Here is a 16,869-nt window from a genome sequence, read left to right as displayed (position 1 = left end):
ATGCCATGATTATCGTCAATCTAGATGTCATGCTGGCCAAGCGGAAAATGAAATCCAATGAGCTAGCCGATAAAATCGGCATCACGACAGCTAACCTCTCCATCCTCAAAACCGGTAAGGCCAAAGCCATCCGCTTCACCACCCTTGAAGCCATCTGCAAAGAACTCGACTGCCAACCCGGAGATATCTTGGAATACCGGCCAGATGAATAGGAACTATATTCGGAGACTTTCCTTAGGTGAGGACGGACGGTAGCGAATCCCTTTGGGATTCCATACCTAAGATTTGAGCCTACTGTCTCAAATCTTCCGAGAGTCTGAAACGATAACGTTTCAGACTCTTTTCTCACTGCGGAAGTCTCCATTAACATTTATTACTAATAGGACTCATCTTCTATCCTTGTAAAATTCAATGATAGGAACTATATCAATACAAGAAAAGCACTCCCGAGGAGTGCTTGAGAGCGTAGACCACCTGTTTTTCCTTACAAATCAAATAATTTCTCTAAAAAAAATTCATTCGTTAGAATTATTCAATCATCTACTGAAACTTTCCGTCGTGAGAAAAATGCCTGAAACACAGTTGTTTCAGGCACTCGGAATTATTGAGACCTTAGGCTCAATAATTAGTCATGGAACTTCTTCGAAGTTCGCTGACGTCCGTACTCACCTAAGGAAAGTTTTTTAGATGATTTTTTCTTTGTCTATCGTTTAACCGATGATGCTTCCATTTGGTACAGATGAATCTACGGTTAGGACCGTTAATTGATCTCCGTGTTCTGCGGAAAGAATCATGCCTTGGCTGACATATTTCTTCATCATCTTACGTGGTTTGAGGTTGGCCACGATTTGGAGTTTCTTGCCAACCAATTCTTGTTCATTTGGATAGAATTTCGCGATACCAGAGAGGATTTGACGATCTTCACCGTCACCAGCGTCAAGGCGGAAGCGAAGCAGTTTGTCTGATCCTTCGACGCGTTCCACTTCTTTGACCTCTGCTACACGGATTTCAACCTTGTCAAAGTCTTCAAATTTGATCTCATCTTTTTCCGACTTGAGTTCCACTTCTTCTGGAATCCATTCTTTTTCTTGTGGTTTGCCTGCAGTCATTTGAGATTGGATGTAGGCAATTTCTTCTTCCATGTCAAGACGTGGGAAGATTGGAGTTCCTTTGGCAACCACTGTGACATTTTCAGGGAAGCCTGCTAGGGTCAAGTTTTCAAGATCGAAGTCCAAGCCCAAGCCAAGTTGTTCCATGATGGCATTTGAGGTGTTCATCATGAATGGTTGGATCAAGTGAGCCACAACACGAAGGCTAGCTGCCAAGTGAGCCATGACCGCTGCCAATTGTTCCTTGTCACCGTCTTCTTTAGCGAGGACCCAAGGAGCTGTCTCATCGATGTACTTGTTGGTACGAGAGATGATGTTCCATACGGCTTCCAATGCGCGTGGGTAATCAACCCCGTTCATTTGCTTGTGGTATTCAGCGATGTTTTCTTCAACCACCTTAGCCAAATCAGCATCAAATACGGTAACATTTTCGACATAAGCAGGAACTTGACCACCAAAGTATTTATTGATCATGGCTACCGTCCGGTTGAGGAGGTTTCCAAGGTCATTGGCCAATTCATAGTTGATACGAGCCACGTAGTCTTCTGGTGTGAAGGTCCCATCTGAACCAACTGGCAAACTGCGCATGAGGTAGTAACGAAGCGGATCCAAGCCGAAGCGTTCCACCAACATTTCTGGGTAGATGACATTTCCTTTAGACTTAGACATCTTGCCGTCTTTCATGACAAACCAACCATGGGCAATCAAACGTTCTGGCAATTTGATATCCAACATCATGAGAAGGATTGGCCAGTAGATGGAGTGGAAACGAAGGATGTCTTTTCCGACCATATGGAAGACGGTTCCGTTCCAGAACTTGTCAAAGTTTTCATGATCTTCTTGACCGTAGCCAAGAGCCGTCACATAGTTAAGAAGGGCATCAATCCATACATAGACCACGTGTTTTGGATTAGATGGGACAGGAACTCCCCAGGTAAAGGTGGTCCGAGATACTGCCAAATCTTCCAAACCTGGCTCAATGAAGTTTTTCAACATTTCATTGAGACGGCCATCTGGTGTGATGAAATCTGGTTGGGATTTGAAAAATTCAACCAAGCGGTCTTGGTATTTGCTGAGGCGAAGGAAGTAAGATTCTTCAGAAACCCATTCTACTTCGTGACCTGATGGGGCTACTCCACCGATGACCTTGCCATTCTCATCACGGAAGACCTCAGCCAATTGGCTTTCTGTAAAGAACTCTTCATCAGAGACTGAATACCAACCAGAGTATTCACCTAGGTAGATGTCGTCTTGTGCCAGCAAGCGTTCAAAGACTTGCGCCACCACTTTTTCATGGTAATCGTCTGTCGTACGGATGAATTTATCATATGAGATATCGAGTAATTGCCAGAGTTCTTTCACTCCAACCGCCATCCCATCTACATAAGCTTGCGGTGTAATGCCAGCTTCTTCTGCTTTTTGCTGAATCTTTTGCCCGTGCTCATCGAGACCAGTCAGGTAGAAAACATCGCAGTTCATCATGCGTTTGTAACGTGCCAAGACGTCACAGGCGATGGTTGTGTAAGCTGAACCAATATGCAATTTACCAGATGGGTAATAGATAGGGGTTGTGATGTAGAATGATTTTGTCATTTTCTTTTCCTTTCAAGGCTAATGAAACCTTATGTAATAACACTTCATTATATCATTTTTAGGAGTCCCTGAAAACCAAAAAACAGCTAGGTCTGCGATGGACAAACAAAAAAGCTGACTGAAGTCAGCTTTTTTTATGGATAACAAATTATGTTATCTTACTTTCCAAGATAGTATTCTTTAACAACGTTCAATTTTTCGTCAAATTCGAATACCAATGGTGGGAAGTTAGGGATTTCCACATCCATGATTTCGTCGTCTGACAATTGTTTGATGTGTTTTACAAGAGCACGGATTGAGTTACCGTGTGCTCCTACGAATACGTTTTTACCATCTTTAAGAGCTGGAGCGATTTTATCTTCCCAGAATGGAAGAGCGCGTTCCAAAGTCACTTTCAAGTTTTCAGCATCTGGAATCACTGAGTCGTCAAGTGAAGCGTAACGACGGTCAGTGTGTGCTGAGTGCTCATCATCGCGATCCATGTTTGGAGGCAATACATCGTATGAACGACGCCAGATGTGTACTTGCTCATCACCAAATTGTTCAGCAGCTTCAGCCTTGTTTTTACCAGTCAAACCACCGTAGTGACGTTCGTTCAAGCGCCATGATTTTTCAACTGGAACCCACAATTGGTCAGAAGCTTCAAGAGCCAAGTTAGTTGTTTTGATCGCACGTTTCAATACTGAAGTGTAAGCTTGGTCAAATTCGATACCAGCTTCTTTGATCAATTTACCAGCGTCGATCGCTTGTTGTGTACCTTTTTCAGACAAATCAACATCAGCCCAACCAGTGAAAAGGTTAGCTTTGTTCCATTCAGACTCACCGTGGCGAGCAAAAACCAATTTTACCATTAGATGGATCTCCTTTTATTTTCCGAGGTTACCCTCGTTTATCTATTCTATTCTACTAGATTTTGAGGGAAAAATCTAGTCTTAACAGAGCTAGATCGAAGATTTCGTGAAAATTTTATCAATTCTTTTTCATGGACATTTACAAGTCGCTCTCACCAGGTTCTAAATCCTGCCTCTTCCACCCTCTTTCCACAAACAAGACTAAACAAAAAAACCTCTAAAAAGAGGTTTGCCTACAATTGCTTCTGGCATTCCGGACAAAGGCCATAAACTGTGGTTTGGCACTTGGTAATGACGTAGCCACTTTTTTCTCTCGCTTCTGCTCTCACGTCTGGAACTTCGATATCAATATCATCAATCTTCCCACAAGACTCACAAATCAAATTCAAATGATCGTGTCCCATAAAGTCAAAGTAGGTCGTGGTATCATTACGAACTTTAATTTCAGAGACAAAACCTTCTTCAATGAGGACCTTGAGATTGTTATAAACGGTTGCCAGGCTCATATTGGGAAAGGCTGGTTTCAAGTCCTGATAGATGGCATCTGCACTTGGATGTTCCTGACTTTTGACAAGATAGGAAAGGACAGCCCGACGCGTCTCTGTAATCCGTACAGATTTTTTACGCAAGTGTTGCAATACATCTTCCACTTTTTCTTGTTGAACGGAATCGAGCGTTAAACAAGCTAGCATGGTCTTTCCCCTTTCTGTCTCTTCTTTAAAACTATTATATCACGAATACCACATTTTGCCTAATTAGAATGTTTGTAAATAAGAAAAAGTGCAGGATTAAATTAGCTCGAATCAAGCTCCTTTACTCCCACACTTTTTTATATCTAATCTTAACTTCCCCAACTAAAGATCCATCTCATAGTTCCTAGTAAAATTTTAACAAAGAGGAACATAAAGAAGAGTTCCACCATAAACCAGAGACCTTTCAATAGATAAAGAATTGGCTTAATCATGAGCAGAACAAAGATTCCAACAATCCATCTCATGGTCCACCCTCCATTTCTCACTTTTTTCTATTATACTCCTATTTATAGGCCCTGTCTAGAAACTACTCTAAAACAAAAGGTTCCTTCTAGCAAGCTAGAAGGAACCTTTGTAATCACAATTATTTAACTGCGTCTTTAAGAGCTTTACCAGCTTTGAATGCTGGAACTTTAGAAGCAGCGATTTTGATTTCTTTACCAGTTTGTGGGTTGCGACCTTTACGAGCTGCACGTTCACGAACTTCAAAGTTACCGAAACCGATCAATTGAACTTTTTCACCTTTTGAAAGGTATTCTGAAACAGCTGCAAATACAGCGTCAACTGCTGCTGCTGAGTCTTTTTTAGTCAATTCTGTAGCTTCTGCCACTTTTGCGATCAAATCTTGTTTGTTAGCCATTTAACAAATCCTCCAAATTTTTTTAGGTTTTACCCTTAACATCTCTATCATATCTAAAAAATGCTTTTAGGTCAAGTACTAAACTTGTTTTTATCAACATTTATCTAGGAATAAATTCCTTTATTGACGGGCTTCTATGCAAATCGGACAAGAACTGCCCAGGCATCTTCACCAGTGTGAGTTTGAATGATCGAACCTGTCTCCAAAACAGAGATTGGAGCTGCAACCAAAGGCTGTAATTGTGCCTTCATTTGGTTAGCAAAGTCAGGTCCACCAGCATAGGAAATCCCTATCTCAGCGATTTCTTTACCAGATAAGTCTTGAATCAACTCGTCCAACCATTTTTTAAAGGTCTTCTGTCCGCGTCCTTTGACAATCGGTTGCAGTTCATCGTTCTTCATTTCCATGACAACCCGAATGTTCAAAAGGGAACTCAATAAACCAGTTACGCGGCCAATCCGACCTCCTTTCACCAGGTTTTCCAGAGTAGAAACCCCAATGTAGAGTCTAGATTTTTGCTTGACCTCTTCAATGCGGGCTACAATTTCCTCTACGCTAGCTCCTTCTTGAGCCATTTTCGCTGCTTCTACCACTTGGAACTTCATGGCTTGGTCCGTAAAGCTACTATCGATCACCGTGACATCTGCATTGGCTAAGGTAGCACCTTGACGTGCAGCTTCCACTGTACCAGATAAGGCGTGAGACATATGGATCGCAATAATTTGCGCCCCTTCTGCAGCCAAACCTTCGAAGGCTTCTGCAAACACACCTACTGGAGGTTGACTGGTCTTTGGAAGGTTCTTACTGGACTTCATCAACTGAAGGAATTGTCCTTCTGTTAATTCCGCATCTGAATAGAGGACACCGTCCACCATAACAGAGAGGGGAACGATGGTAATTCCGTATTTTTCAACAACTTCAGGCTCAATCGTTACGGATGAGTCTGTAACAATTTTTACTTGTGACATAACATTCCTACAATCTTTTCTTAGATATATCCACTCTATTATATCAAATTTTCTAGGCTTTTGTGGGATAAAGTCCTTTTTACTTAATCATCGATAGCTGCAAAGCCATCATTGACCAAAGCAACATCGGCCTTCATTCCACTTTCATCAAAGAGAATGCCATGGAGGACGCCACCATATACAGCCCCGCCATCCATGCCAATCTTCCCATCTTCGGTCACCCAGAGCTCCTTGGTTCCAATCTTTTGATCCAAGAGATAGTGAACCGGGGTATGGCCAAAAACAATGGTCTTTCCTGTCTGATTGATCGCTTCATGGAAGGGCTGGCGAATCCAGACCTTTTGGTAATCCGACGTTTCATGCCAATCAGGCAAGGTCAAGTCAAGCCCAGCATGCACAAAAATATAGTGTTCTGTTTCATAGACAAAAGGAAGCGAACGAATGAAAGCGACGAGATCCCCACAAGTCTCTTGCACGCGCCGAGCATCCTCCACTCCATCTACTGGAGCCGTGAGGGGACGACCAAGTAGAGAGTTGATGGTCGTGTCCCCACCATTTCGTCGGTAATGGTCGTAGCGCTCTGTTGGGTTATCGATCCAGGCTAGAAACATGTATTCGTGGTTCCCAGAGAGACAGATGGCTCCTTGCTGTTCGACAACATCTTTGACCAGTTCGATAACCTTACGACTATCTTCCCCACGGTCTATCAGATCTCCGAGAAAAACCAGCTGGGACTGACCATCCCAATGGGTCATCAGTTCCTCTAGCATACCGGCTTTTCCATGAATGTCTCCCACTACAAAATAGCTTTCCATTTCGGTTCCTTTCTTCTTAGGACGGCCGTTTTAGCAATTGCTCTGCCTGCATGCGGGCTGCTTCTGTCACATCTTCACCAGCTAGCATCTTAGCGACTTCTTCGACCCGTTCTTCATGACTGAGCAAGCGAACGGTCGAAACCGTTGAAAATTCATCGCTCACCTTTTCGATAAAGAATTGGTAATCGGCTACTGCAATGACCTGAGGTAAATGAGAGATGGCTAGCACCTGACCATAACGTCCAATCTTATAAATCTTCGAAGCAATGGCCTGCGCCACCCGACCAGATACCCCTGTATCCACCTCGTCAAAGACAATACTGGTCTTGCCTTCTTTACGTGAAAAGGCTGACTTGATGGCCAACATAAGACGGGACAACTCCCCACCTGATGCTACTTTTACCAAAGGTTTAAAGTCCTCTCCAGGGTTGGTTGAAATATAAAACTCAACCGTTTCGTTTCCTTCCCGATTAAACTTAGATGGGGTAAAACGCACTTGGAAACGTGCTTTTTCCATATAGAGATCCGCCAATTCCTGCTGGATCTCTGCTTCCAGCTCTTGGGCCAAGGCATGACGCCCTTGACTTAGTTCTTTAGCCAAGGCAACCAACTGTCCTTCCATGGACTTGAGTTCTTTTTCCAAGTCTTCAGAAGAGGTTCCTCCTCCTGTTAATAGGCTATATTCCTTGCTAATTTGCTCCAGGTAATCAAGGACATCCTTTACCTGACCGCCGTACTTACGCGTGATCGAGTGGATTAAGTCTAGTCGAGCTTCCACCTGCATCAAGCGGTTGCCGTCAAAGTCCAAACCATCTACCAGATCCTCCAAGCGCTTGGTCAAATCCTCCAGAGTATAGTAGGTCTCGGCCATTTGGTCAGACAAGGTCTTGTATTCTGCATCATACTCTTCGATGCTTTGCAGATCATTCATGGCCGACCGCACATTGCTAAGACTGGAGAAGTCTTCTGCATCCAGCATGGCATAAGCATTGCTTAGGGTATCTGCAATCATCTTATGGTTGAGCAGGCGTTGCCGTTCTTGCTCTAACTGGACATCTTCATCTAGGGACAGGGCTGCCGCCTCGATTTCCGAAATCTGGTATTCCAACATTTCGATCCGAGCTTGGTTTTCCTGGTTATTTTTTTGGATCTGCAAGACCTGCTTGCGCAAGGTCTTGTAATTCTCAAAGGTCTCTCTATAGGACTTCTTAGTCGCAAAAAAAGTATCTTCCCCAAAGCTATCCAGCATAGCGATATGCAATGGAGCTCGCATCAGTTCTTCCTGATCGTGCTGGCCATGAATATCTACCAATTGCTGGCCAACCGCCTTGAGAACAGAGAGGTTGACCATCTGCCCATTGATCCGGCTGACACTCCGACCATTCTGGAAAATTTCTCTGCGAATAATCAACTCCTCTGCCCATTCTAAGCCCTGCTCTTCAAATATCTGCTGAAGGGCAGGGTTTTCGTCAATCGCAAAGAGGCCTTCAATCTCAGCCTTAGGAGCACCGTGACGGATGACATCGGTTGTCGCCCGACTCCCCAGCATCATATTCATGGCATCGATAATGATGGATTTTCCTGCTCCAGTTTCACCGGTTAAAACCGTCATTCCTGTTTCAAAATTCAGAGCGATTTCTTCAATGATGGCAAAGTTCTTAATTGAAATTTCTAATAGCATCTCTCTCCTACCATTCCATCAATCGTTGTTCAATAAACTGAGCCTTTTCTTCCGAGCGGGCCACAATCAAAATACTATTGTCGTCTGAAATCATGCTAAAGATGATGTCATCAAAATCTTCTTGTAGATGCCGCTTGACTAGATAGGCTGTCCCTGGGACAAGCTTGAGGGTCAAAAAGCTCCCCATGCGTTCAAAGGATTGAAGATTATTTTCTGCTAATTTTCCACTATGTTGGACGCGTGGCAATTCGTAGACATAGGCTGAACCTTTTAAAGGCGTTTTAATAATCCCCAACTCTTTGATATCGCGGGAAACAGTTGCTTGTGTCGCAGAAATTCCAGCTTCTCTCAGATGTTCGACAATGGCATCCTGAGTACCCACTTTATTTTCTCGGATAAAGCGGCGTATTTTTTCTAATCGGTTTTGTTTACTATTCATGTTTAAAGTCAGTATGGGCTTTTTCGACAACTGCCGCAAACTCTTGCAGTTGAAGACGATCTTGCCCAGTATTTTTTTCTAAATAAAGTAAAAATTCAATATTGCCATGGCCCCCTTGAATCGGTGAATAATCCACTCCCAAGACGGAGAAGCCATGTTCTAAAGCAAAGCCTTGAACCTGTTCCAGGACGGACAGATGGACCTTGGCATCCTTGATAATCCCATTTTTCCCAATCTGCTCCCGACCAGCTTCAAACTGGGGTTTGACAAGGGCGACCACCTGGCCTCCCTCTTGTAAAATCCCATGGAGGGCTGGCAAGATGAGGTTGAGGGAAATGAAGCTAACATCAATGCTAGCAAAGCTCGGGGTTTGCTCAAAATCCTCAGACGTCGCATAGCGGAAGTTGAACTGCTCCATCGAGATGACCCGAGGATCCTGACGAAGCTTCCATGCCAACTGATTGGTCCCTACATCCACTGCATAGACCAAGGCAGCTCCATTTTGGAGCATAACATCCGTAAAGCCTCCTGTAGAAGCCCCAATATCCAGCGTGACCTTATCCTGCAGGTCAATCTCAAAAAGGTCCAAGGCCTTTTCTAACTTGAGACCACCACGACTGACATATTTGAGTTTTTCACCCTTGAGTTTTAATTCTGTCGCTTCATCAATTTTTTCGCCTGGTTTATCGAAGCGCTCGCCATTATGAACGGCAACGACCAGACCAGCCATCACACCGCGTTTGGCCTGCTCCCGGGTTTCAAAAAGTCCCTGCTTGTAGGCCAGTACGTCAACTCTTTCCTTCGCCATGAATTCTAAGTCTTTCTATTATCTTCTTGATTCCAGTCCCGTCGAAGTCTACCTGCTGAGAGATGCGATTGAGCAAGTCCTCACAGGCATTTAGCTCCCGGTCCAAATAAGCCTGAGCTCCATCTAGACCGAGGAGGGCAGGATAGGTCGATTTTTCAGCCTGCAGGTCCTTCTGAGGGGTTTTCCCTAAGGAAGCAAAATCAGCAGTCACATCCAAAATATCATCCCGAATCTGGAAGGCCAATCCTAAATGGAGGCCAATTTCCTCTAAGAGAGTCGCGATAGCTGGCTCAAGCTCTAAGAGGATCCCTGTTGCTTGGAATGGATAGGCAAGCAGTCGCCCTGTCTTATTGGCATGGATGACTTGCAACTGGTCCAAGGTCAGGCTCGCCCCTTCCCCTTCCATATCCAAGACTTGGCCTGCCACCATACCAGCTGTCCCTGAAGCATCCGATAACAGGGCAATCAGTTGCACCCTGATAGAAGCCGGAAGGTCTGCCTCTGCCACACAGCCAAAGGCATCTAAGAAGAGCGAGTCTCCTGCTAAGATGGCTAGGTCTTCCCCAAACTTTTTATGGTTGGTCAATTGACCACGACGATAATCATCATTATCCATGGCTGGTAAATCATCATGGATCAAGCTTCCCGTATGAATCATTTCAAGAGCGGCTGCCACCTGAAAATGAGCCTCAAGGATGGAAGCATGAAAGGCCTCCAACAACTCCAATAAGAGCAAAGGTCGAATCCGTTTCCCCCCTGCATGGACTGAATAGAGGATAGATTCTACCAAGCGGGGAGCGATTTGTTTAGCCTCGTAGAAGCCTTCTATCGCTTTTTCGACCCCTTGCAGTTTTTCTTCTAGAATCATACTAGTTCCGTTTCTGAGCCATCTGCTTGCATCACCTTGACCAAGGTCTTTTCAGCCTGATCAAGTGTTTCTTGCAAATCCTTTGATAGCTTCATTCCTTTCTGAAACTCTGAGATGGCCTCTTCGAGGGGCACTTGCCCACTCTCTAACTTTTGGACAATAGCTTCCAAATCAGCTAAATTTTCTTCAAATTTCTTTTCTTTCGACATGCTTTACCTCTACTTCTACTTGCCCATCCCGCATGACTAGCGTCAAGGCATCCTTTTCTTTGATCGTATCTACGCTATCCAAAACCTGATCTCCAGCCTGTACCAAGGCGTAGCCTCTAGCCACGATGCGACTGGTATCCAACATCAAGAGAGCTTCCGATAGGCGCTTGGCATCTGCTGCTTTTGTCTGGTAGAGCTCCTTGATTTTCAAGGTCAGCAATCGCTCCATCTGGAGAATCTGGTCTCGATAACGCTCCAGCTGATGCTGTGGTGCTTGGGAGGCCAATCGATGGCGGAGTTCTTGTAACTGGCGGCTATTTCTGGTAACCGACTCTGACACAGCCTGTTTCAATCGCAACTGAATCTGATCCAGTTTTTGCAGATAAGAATCATACAGCCGCTCTGGCTGACGGAAAATGACCGATTGGCTCAGTTTTTGCAGGCGTTCTCGATGATAGACCAGGCGGTTACGCATAGCGGTTGCCATCCGCCCTTCCTGCTTCTGCAAATGATTGAGCAGGTCCAACTTGGTCACAGGCGTCGCTAGCTCCGCCGCAGCTGTAGGAGTGGCTGCCCGGCGATCTGCGACAAAGTCTGCCAGAGTAGTATCTGTCTCATGCCCCACACTGGAAATAATGGGAATTCTAGACTCAAAAATAGCCCTCACAACTGGCTCTTCATTAAAGGCCCATAGGTCCTCGATGGAGCCACCACCACGACCGATGATCAAAACATCTAGGTCCGTCCGATTATTGGCCTTCTGGATATTGGCGACAATTTCTTGGGCAGCTCCCTCTCCTTGCACCTTGGTTGGAAAAAGGAGAATCTCCACGCCAGGAAAGCGCCGCGAAACAGTGGTGATAATATCGCGAATAACGGCCCCACTCTGACTGGTAATAACCCCGATTTTCTTGGAGAACTGGGGGATAGCCTGTTTGAACTTCTCTTGAAAAAGGCCTTCTTCCTGGAGTTTCTTTTTCAACTGCTCAAACTGTATGGCTAAAGCACCGACGCCATCTGGCTCTGCCTTTTCGATGACAATAGAATAACTGCCACTTGGCTCATAGAGTTGGATCCGACCGATGACATTGATCTTCATGCCTTCTTCGAGCTCAAAGCCGAAACTCTTATAAATCCCAGCCCAGACAGTCGCCTGGATCACAGCTTTTTCATCTTTAAGAGAAAAATACTGGTGATTGGGACGCTTACGGAAATTCGAGACCTGACCTGTCAAATAGACCCGCTCCAGATAGGGGTCCTTATCAAATTTTAACTTGAGGTATTTGGTCAGACTGGATACCGATAAATACTCTGACATAGTTCCCCTTTCACACGGAAAATTCTAGTATAAATTATACCAAAAATAAGCGGAAAAAGCTGATTCTACCTACGGAAAAAGCCCCAGATTTCATCATCTGAGACTTGGTTGTTTATTAGCAGTTGAAAAGGCAAATTTCCCTCATCCATTTTGGAATTTCTCGACTAATCGCTGTCGGTAAAACTACATAGGCATCCTTGCTCAAATCGTCTGCAATGGCCGAATGAAGGTGACTGGCAACTACCACGCGCTCATAGAGTCCAACTTGCGGAAATTGACCCACAAAGCCCGCAATCATGCCTGCTAAAGTATCGCCCATACCACCCGTTGCTTGATAGGGCCCTCCAACGGTTAGTTGGTAATAATCGGCTTGCCCTTGTTGCCAAATCTTGGTCTGGGGACCCTTTTGGACCAGAATACTTGCTGGAGGAAGTTGGGACAGAGACTGCCTTGTTGCTTCTTCCCCTTGATCTCCGATTGCTAGCCCGGACATGGCCTCCCATTCTTTTTGATGAGGGGTAAAGACCAGTTGAGCTGGAGGAAGAGAAAGTCCTAAGCGAGTATAGAGGCTAATGGCTCCACCATCTAGAATGAGCACTTGATGAGGCTGAACCCTATCAAAAACTAGCTTTACAAGGTGTGCCCCTAGCTCATTAGCATTGAGTCCTGGCCCCAACAAAATAACCCCTGCTTTTGCGATTTGCTCAGCCAACAATTCTTGGTCCGTCACAGCAAATGCCATGGCTTCAGGTAGCTGACTATGGAGGGCAGGGATATTCTCTCGGTCTGTCGCAACCGTGACAAGGCCCGCTCCACTATGAACCGCTGCGAGGGCTGCCATGATAATGGCTCCACCATAGGGATAAGTCCCTCCAATCAAGAGCAGACGCCCATAGTCTCCCTTATAGGAGTCTGACTGACGGCTAAGGATAACTTGTTGCAGCAATGTTTGGTCAACTCTTAACATAAGCGTCCCCTCTTTCTCCCTCTATTTTACCACGTTTAGGCTAAAAAAAGGCAGGAAGCGAAGTTCCTACCTTAAAAATCTTTCTAAACATTCTACAGCTACAAACACTGTCCCGAATCCATCCAAGCTGGTTTATTTCTTTAAAGCCCGAACAGCTGCCTCATAGGTCTGAGACATGAGCATGGTAATGGTCATAGGACCAACGCCACCTGGAACCGGAGTGATGTGACTAGCCAGAGGAGCTACTTGTTCATAGTCCACGTCTCCACAGAGCTTCCCATTTTCATCACGGTTCATCCCGACATCGATAACGACCGCTCCCTCTTTGACAAAGTCAGCTGTAACAAATTTGGCACGACCGATCGCCACCACTAAGATATCGGCTTTTCTAGCAATTTTAGCCAAATGATGAGTCCGCGAATGGGTCAAGGTCACCGTTGCATTTTTTGCTAAGAGAAGCTGGGCCATCGGTTTCCCCACGATGTTGGAACGGCCAATGACGACTGCATTTTTCCCTTCGACATCGATATCATATTCCCGGAACATTTCCATAATCCCTGCTGGTGTAGAGGGAACCATGACTGGATTTCCTGCCCAAAGATGTCCCATATTGAGAGGGTGGAAGCCGTCGACATCCTTATTAGGATCAATGGCTAACAAAACTGCCTCATCGTCGATATGGGCTGGTAGAGGCAACTGAACCAAAATTCCATGCCAGAGTGGATCCTGATTGTAGCGGTCAATGAGGGCTAATAAGTCCTCTTGGGAAATGCTTTCTGGCACTCGAACCACTTCACTTCGAAATCCTGCTGCCAAAGCTGACCGTTCTTTATTGCGGACATAGACCTGGCTAGCTGGGTTTTCTCCCACCAAAATCACTACCAAGCCTGGGACCTGACCAGTCTCAGCCTTTAAGCGAGCGGTTTTCTCAGCCAATTCCCCTTGCAATTTTACTGCCAAGGCCTTCCCATCAATTACATGTGTCATCTCAATCTCTTTTCTATTCAATATCTTCTCTATTATATCAGATTTGTGAACCTGCTCCTAACACTTCTTGATTAGACAAGGTTATAAGAAGAAACTATAACTATTTTCTTCCAACAAAAAAGAGACTAGATGCTCTAGACTCTTGATTGATACTTCTTAGTACAACAATTCGTAGATCTCCATTGCGATTAAGTCAATGCTATCGAATGTATAGGTCTCACGCGCTTCTACATCACGAAGAGTAAATACTGATCCATTTTCTTCATCATAGTTGTAAGCTACTTCAGCAACTACAACCCCTTCACGTTCAAAATTACGTTTTAAGTTTCCACCGTCTTTCGTCATCGCTTCCAAACGGCTGATAATTCGTACCAAATGTGATTCCATTTTGATTCTCCTATTTACTTTCTACTCTCCTATTTTATCATAAAAGAAGGAGGAAATTCCAATAAAAATCAACTTTTCCGCTATTTTCCTCTTTATTCCATGCCTAAAACCGGACTTCATACTAAATTCTTGCAAACTTTTAGAATACTGCTATAATGAAACTATAAAAGTTTGACTATTTCTGACCAATAGTTTTTACACTTTTTACCCTAGAGAAAGAGGTAAGAGAATGCTTTGTCAAAACTGTAAAATCAATGATTCAACCATTCATCTATATACGAACGTGAATGGCCACCAACAACAAGTAGACCTTTGCCAGAACTGCTATCAAATTATGAAAACGGATCCTAACAATAGTCTGCTTGCAGGATTAAACCAACAAAATCGAGGAGGACGGGATCCTTTTGAAGATTTCTTCAATCAACTTGGAAACTTCCAGGCTCCGCAAGAACCCCAAACCCCTCCGACCCAATCTGGAGGAGGCTATGGTGGTGGAAATGGCTATGGCTCAAATGGGAACGGTCGTTCTTCAGGACCAAGCAGACTCCAAGCTAAACAACAACCAAAGGGCCTCCTAGAAGAGTTTGGAATTAACGTTACTGAAATTGCTCGTCGTGGGGATATCGATCCGGTCATTGGCCGTGACGATGAAATTCTTCGCGTCATTGAAATCCTCAACCGTCGGACCAAGAACAACCCTGTCCTGATTGGGGAACCCGGTGTCGGAAAAACAGCTGTCGTAGAAGGGCTAGCGCAAAAGATTGTTGATGGGGATGTTCCTCACAAATTGCAAGGCAAGGAAGTCATTCGCTTAGACGTTGTCAGCCTCGTTCAAGGAACTGGGATCCGAGGCCAATTTGAAGAGCGCATGCAACAATTGATGGAGGAAATCCGTCGCCGGGAAGATGTGATTTTGTTTATCGATGAGATCCATGAAATTGTCGGTGCCGGATCTGCTGGTGATGGCAATATGGATGCTGGAAATATCCTCAAACCAGCCCTCGCTCGTGGCGAATTGCAATTAGTCGGTGCGACAACCCTCAACGAGTATCGTATTATCGAAAAGGATGCAGCCCTTGAACGCCGGATGCAACCCGTTAAGGTCGACGAACCTACAGTGGAAGAAACCATCACCATCCTCAAAGGCATTCAAAAGAAATACGAGGATTACCACCACGTCCACTACACCGATGGTGCAATCGAAGCTGCGGCTCTCCTTTCCAATCGCTATATCCAAGACCGCTTCTTGCCAGACAAGGCCATTGACCTCTTGGACGAAGCAGGCTCTAAGATGAACTTGACCCTCAATTTTGTCGATCCCAAAGTCATCGACCAACGCTTAATTGAAGCCGAAAATCTCAAGGCTCAAGCGACGCGTGATGAAGACTTTGAAAAGGCAGCCTACTTCCGCGACCAAATCGCTAAGTACAAAGAAATGCAAGGGCAACAGGTCACTGACCAAGATACGCCAGTCATTAGCGAAAAGACCATCGAACACATCGTCGAGCAAAAGACTAATATCCCAGTTGGCGATTTGAAAGAAAAAGAACAATCCCAATTGATCAACTTGGCAGCTGACTTGAAGGCTCATGTCATCGGTCAAGATGAGGCTGTTGAAAAAATTGCTAAGGCCATCCGTCGAAACCGGGTAGGGCTTGGAACACCAAACCGTCCAATTGGTAGCTTCCTCTTTGTTGGACCAACTGGTGTCGGGAAGACCGAGTTGTCCAAGCAATTGGCCATCGAACTCTTTGGTTCTGCTGACAGTATGATTCGCTTTGATATGAGTGAATATATGGAGAAACATGCTGTTGCCAAATTGGTCGGTGCTCCTCCAGGCTACGTCGGCTATGAAGAAGCAGGCCAGCTGACTGAAAAGGTGCGTCGCAACCCTTACTCTCTCATCCTCTTGGATGAGGTCGAAAAGGCCCACCCAGATGTCATGCATATGTTCCTCCAAGTCTTAGACGATGGGCGCTTGACAGATGGACAAGGCCGAACGGTGAGCTTCAAAGATACCATTATCATTATGACTTCCAATGCGGGAACTGGAAAAGCGAAGGCTAATGTCGGCTTTGGGGCGGCTCGTGAAGGTCGTACCAATTCTATCCTAGGTGAACTGGGGAACTTCTTTAGTCCAGAATTCATGAACCGCTTTGACGGCATCATTGAATTCAAAGCCTTGTCTAAGGAAAACCTCCTTCAAATCGTCACTCTCATGTTAGACGATGTCAACCAACGCTTAGCCCACAATGATATCCACCTGGATGTTACCGATAAGGTCAAGGAGAAACTGGTTGATTTGGGCTACGATCCGAAAATGGGGGCACGTCCTCTTCGTCGCACCATTCAAGACTATATTGAAGATGCCATTACAGATTACTACCTAGAAAATCCTAGTGAGAAAGATCTGAAGGCTGTCATGACCAGCAATGGGAAGATTTGCATCAAAGGAAAGAGCAAACCTGCGAACGAAG

At 45.0% G+C, this 16,869-nt stretch carries 18 protein-coding genes; 2 read left to right on the top strand and 16 right to left on the bottom strand.

Translation table 11 applies throughout. The annotated features are described in order from the left end of the window. Nucleotides 1-5 precede the first annotated feature (5 nt). Entirely contained in the window at nucleotides 6-212 is a 207-nt protein-coding gene (locus AC3E8G_RS01695) for a helix-turn-helix domain-containing protein (protein ID WP_003006064.1), read from the top strand. Between the two features lie 498 nt (nucleotides 213-710). On the opposite strand, the gene metG is transcribed toward AC3E8G_RS01695, so the two are convergent. The 16 genes from metG to AC3E8G_RS01615 form a co-directional block, all read right to left on the bottom strand. After that, the gene (gene metG / locus AC3E8G_RS01690) at nucleotides 711-2,702 is read right to left on the bottom strand and encodes a methionine--tRNA ligase (RefSeq protein ID WP_125375016.1); all 1,992 of its coding nucleotides are present in this window, start codon (nucleotides 2,700-2,702) and stop codon (nucleotides 711-713) included. 158 nt (nucleotides 2,703-2,860) lie between these two features. Then, complete coding sequence (locus AC3E8G_RS01685; RefSeq protein ID WP_002900876.1) at nucleotides 2,861-3,553, bottom strand: phosphoglycerate mutase; 693 nt, start codon at nucleotides 3,551-3,553, stop codon at nucleotides 2,861-2,863. Between the two features lie 233 nt (nucleotides 3,554-3,786). Continuing rightward, nucleotides 3,787-4,245: a Fur family transcriptional regulator gene (locus AC3E8G_RS01680; RefSeq protein ID WP_048687796.1), complete on the bottom strand. Its 459-nt coding sequence runs from the start codon at nucleotides 4,243-4,245 to the stop codon at nucleotides 3,787-3,789. Nucleotides 4,246-4,394: 149 nt separating this feature from the next. Continuing rightward, on the bottom strand, nucleotides 4,395-4,550 hold the full coding sequence (locus AC3E8G_RS01675) for a hypothetical protein (RefSeq protein WP_185759638.1): 156 nt from the start codon (nucleotides 4,548-4,550) through the stop codon (nucleotides 4,395-4,397). A gap of 119 nt (nucleotides 4,551-4,669) precedes the next feature. Then, nucleotides 4,670-4,945 carry an HU family DNA-binding protein gene (locus AC3E8G_RS01670; protein WP_006596762.1) on the bottom strand — a complete coding sequence of 92 codons (276 nt, stop codon included), beginning with the start codon at nucleotides 4,943-4,945 and terminating at the stop codon, nucleotides 4,670-4,672. A 134-nt stretch (nucleotides 4,946-5,079) separates the two neighbouring features. Continuing rightward, the gene (locus tag AC3E8G_RS01665; RefSeq protein WP_195610912.1) at nucleotides 5,080-5,913 is read right to left on the bottom strand and encodes a DegV family protein; all 834 of its coding nucleotides are present in this window, start codon (nucleotides 5,911-5,913) and stop codon (nucleotides 5,080-5,082) included. Between the two features lie 83 nt (nucleotides 5,914-5,996). Next, entirely contained in the window at nucleotides 5,997-6,728 is a 732-nt protein-coding gene (locus AC3E8G_RS01660) for a metallophosphoesterase (protein WP_411400637.1), read from the bottom strand. Nucleotides 6,729-6,744: 16 nt separating this feature from the next. Further along, nucleotides 6,745-8,409, bottom strand: a complete 1,665-nt coding sequence (gene recN, locus AC3E8G_RS01655; protein WP_490676876.1) for a DNA repair protein RecN — start codon at nucleotides 8,407-8,409, stop codon at nucleotides 6,745-6,747. 7 nt (nucleotides 8,410-8,416) lie between these two features. Then, nucleotides 8,417-8,848: an arginine repressor gene (locus AC3E8G_RS01650; RefSeq protein ID WP_048715457.1), complete on the bottom strand. Its 432-nt coding sequence runs from the start codon at nucleotides 8,846-8,848 to the stop codon at nucleotides 8,417-8,419. After that, the gene (locus AC3E8G_RS01645; protein ID WP_048687779.1) at nucleotides 8,841-9,656 is read right to left on the bottom strand and encodes a TlyA family RNA methyltransferase; all 816 of its coding nucleotides are present in this window, start codon (nucleotides 9,654-9,656) and stop codon (nucleotides 8,841-8,843) included. Before AC3E8G_RS01645 ends, AC3E8G_RS01650 begins: the two co-directional genes overlap by 8 nt. Continuing rightward, nucleotides 9,637-10,524, bottom strand: coding sequence for a polyprenyl synthetase family protein (locus AC3E8G_RS01640; protein WP_490676875.1), 888 nt, complete (start codon nucleotides 10,522-10,524; stop codon nucleotides 9,637-9,639). Before AC3E8G_RS01640 ends, AC3E8G_RS01645 begins: the two co-directional genes overlap by 20 nt. Continuing rightward, nucleotides 10,521-10,733, bottom strand: coding sequence for an exodeoxyribonuclease VII small subunit (locus AC3E8G_RS01635; RefSeq protein ID WP_006596769.1), 213 nt, complete (start codon nucleotides 10,731-10,733; stop codon nucleotides 10,521-10,523). Before AC3E8G_RS01635 ends, AC3E8G_RS01640 begins: the two co-directional genes overlap by 4 nt. Further along, nucleotides 10,711-12,051: an exodeoxyribonuclease VII large subunit gene (gene xseA, locus AC3E8G_RS01630; protein ID WP_414283803.1), complete on the bottom strand. Its 1,341-nt coding sequence runs from the start codon at nucleotides 12,049-12,051 to the stop codon at nucleotides 10,711-10,713. The genes AC3E8G_RS01635 and xseA overlap by 23 nt, the downstream gene beginning before the upstream one ends. Before the next feature lie 115 nt (nucleotides 12,052-12,166). Further along, on the bottom strand, nucleotides 12,167-13,018 hold the full coding sequence (locus AC3E8G_RS01625) for an NAD(P)H-hydrate dehydratase (protein WP_490676872.1): 852 nt from the start codon (nucleotides 13,016-13,018) through the stop codon (nucleotides 12,167-12,169). A 132-nt stretch (nucleotides 13,019-13,150) separates the two neighbouring features. After that, on the bottom strand, nucleotides 13,151-14,005 hold the full coding sequence (locus AC3E8G_RS01620) for a bifunctional methylenetetrahydrofolate dehydrogenase/methenyltetrahydrofolate cyclohydrolase (protein WP_185759636.1): 855 nt from the start codon (nucleotides 14,003-14,005) through the stop codon (nucleotides 13,151-13,153). Between the two features lie 156 nt (nucleotides 14,006-14,161). Beyond that, entirely contained in the window at nucleotides 14,162-14,392 is a 231-nt protein-coding gene (locus AC3E8G_RS01615) for a DUF1797 family protein (protein ID WP_006596773.1), read from the bottom strand. Nucleotides 14,393-14,621: 229 nt separating this feature from the next. On the opposite strand from AC3E8G_RS01615, the gene AC3E8G_RS01610 reads away from it, so the two are divergent. Then, a partial coding sequence (locus AC3E8G_RS01610) for an ATP-dependent Clp protease ATP-binding subunit (RefSeq protein ID WP_490676870.1) occupies nucleotides 14,622-16,869 on the top strand: 2,248 nt, incomplete at its 3' end.

It is taken from the genome of Streptococcus sp. SCPM-O-B-15294 (M123), assembly GCF_058200455.1.
This window is presented reverse-complemented; position numbering and strand designations above follow the sequence as displayed.

Bases quoted from the DNA above. Each gene is read 5' to 3' on its own strand.
- AC3E8G_RS01695 (WP_003006064.1), top strand. From the start codon at position 6: ATGATTATCGTCAATCTAGATGTCATGCTGGCCAAGCGGAAAATGAAA.
- metG (WP_125375016.1), bottom strand. From the start codon at position 2,702: ATGACAAAATCATTCTACATCACAACCCCTATCTATTACCCATCTGGT.
- AC3E8G_RS01685 (WP_002900876.1), bottom strand. From the start codon at position 3,553: ATGGTAAAATTGGTTTTTGCTCGCCACGGTGAGTCTGAATGGAACAAA.
- AC3E8G_RS01680 (WP_048687796.1), bottom strand. From the start codon at position 4,245: ATGCTAGCTTGTTTAACGCTCGATTCCGTTCAACAAGAAAAAGTGGAA.
- AC3E8G_RS01675 (WP_185759638.1), bottom strand. From the start codon at position 4,550: ATGAGATGGATTGTTGGAATCTTTGTTCTGCTCATGATTAAGCCAATT.
- AC3E8G_RS01670 (WP_006596762.1), bottom strand. From the start codon at position 4,945: ATGGCTAACAAACAAGATTTGATCGCAAAAGTGGCAGAAGCTACAGAA.
- AC3E8G_RS01665 (WP_195610912.1), bottom strand. From the start codon at position 5,913: ATGTCACAAGTAAAAATTGTTACAGACTCATCCGTAACGATTGAGCCT.
- AC3E8G_RS01660 (WP_411400637.1), bottom strand. From the start codon at position 6,728: ATGGAAAGCTATTTTGTAGTGGGAGACATTCATGGAAAAGCCGGTATG.
- recN (WP_490676876.1), bottom strand. From the start codon at position 8,409: ATGCTATTAGAAATTTCAATTAAGAACTTTGCCATCATTGAAGAAATC.
- AC3E8G_RS01650 (WP_048715457.1), bottom strand. From the start codon at position 8,848: ATGAATAGTAAACAAAACCGATTAGAAAAAATACGCCGCTTTATCCGA.
- AC3E8G_RS01645 (WP_048687779.1), bottom strand. From the start codon at position 9,656: ATGGCGAAGGAAAGAGTTGACGTACTGGCCTACAAGCAGGGACTTTTT.
- AC3E8G_RS01640 (WP_490676875.1), bottom strand. From the start codon at position 10,524: ATGATTCTAGAAGAAAAACTGCAAGGGGTCGAAAAAGCGATAGAAGGC.
- AC3E8G_RS01635 (WP_006596769.1), bottom strand. From the start codon at position 10,733: ATGTCGAAAGAAAAGAAATTTGAAGAAAATTTAGCTGATTTGGAAGCT.
- xseA (WP_414283803.1), bottom strand. From the start codon at position 12,051: ATGTCAGAGTATTTATCGGTATCCAGTCTGACCAAATACCTCAAGTTA.
- AC3E8G_RS01625 (WP_490676872.1), bottom strand. From the start codon at position 13,018: ATGTTAAGAGTTGACCAAACATTGCTGCAACAAGTTATCCTTAGCCGT.
- AC3E8G_RS01620 (WP_185759636.1), bottom strand. From the start codon at position 14,005: ATGACACATGTAATTGATGGGAAGGCCTTGGCAGTAAAATTGCAAGGG.
- AC3E8G_RS01615 (WP_006596773.1), bottom strand. From the start codon at position 14,392: ATGGAATCACATTTGGTACGAATTATCAGCCGTTTGGAAGCGATGACG.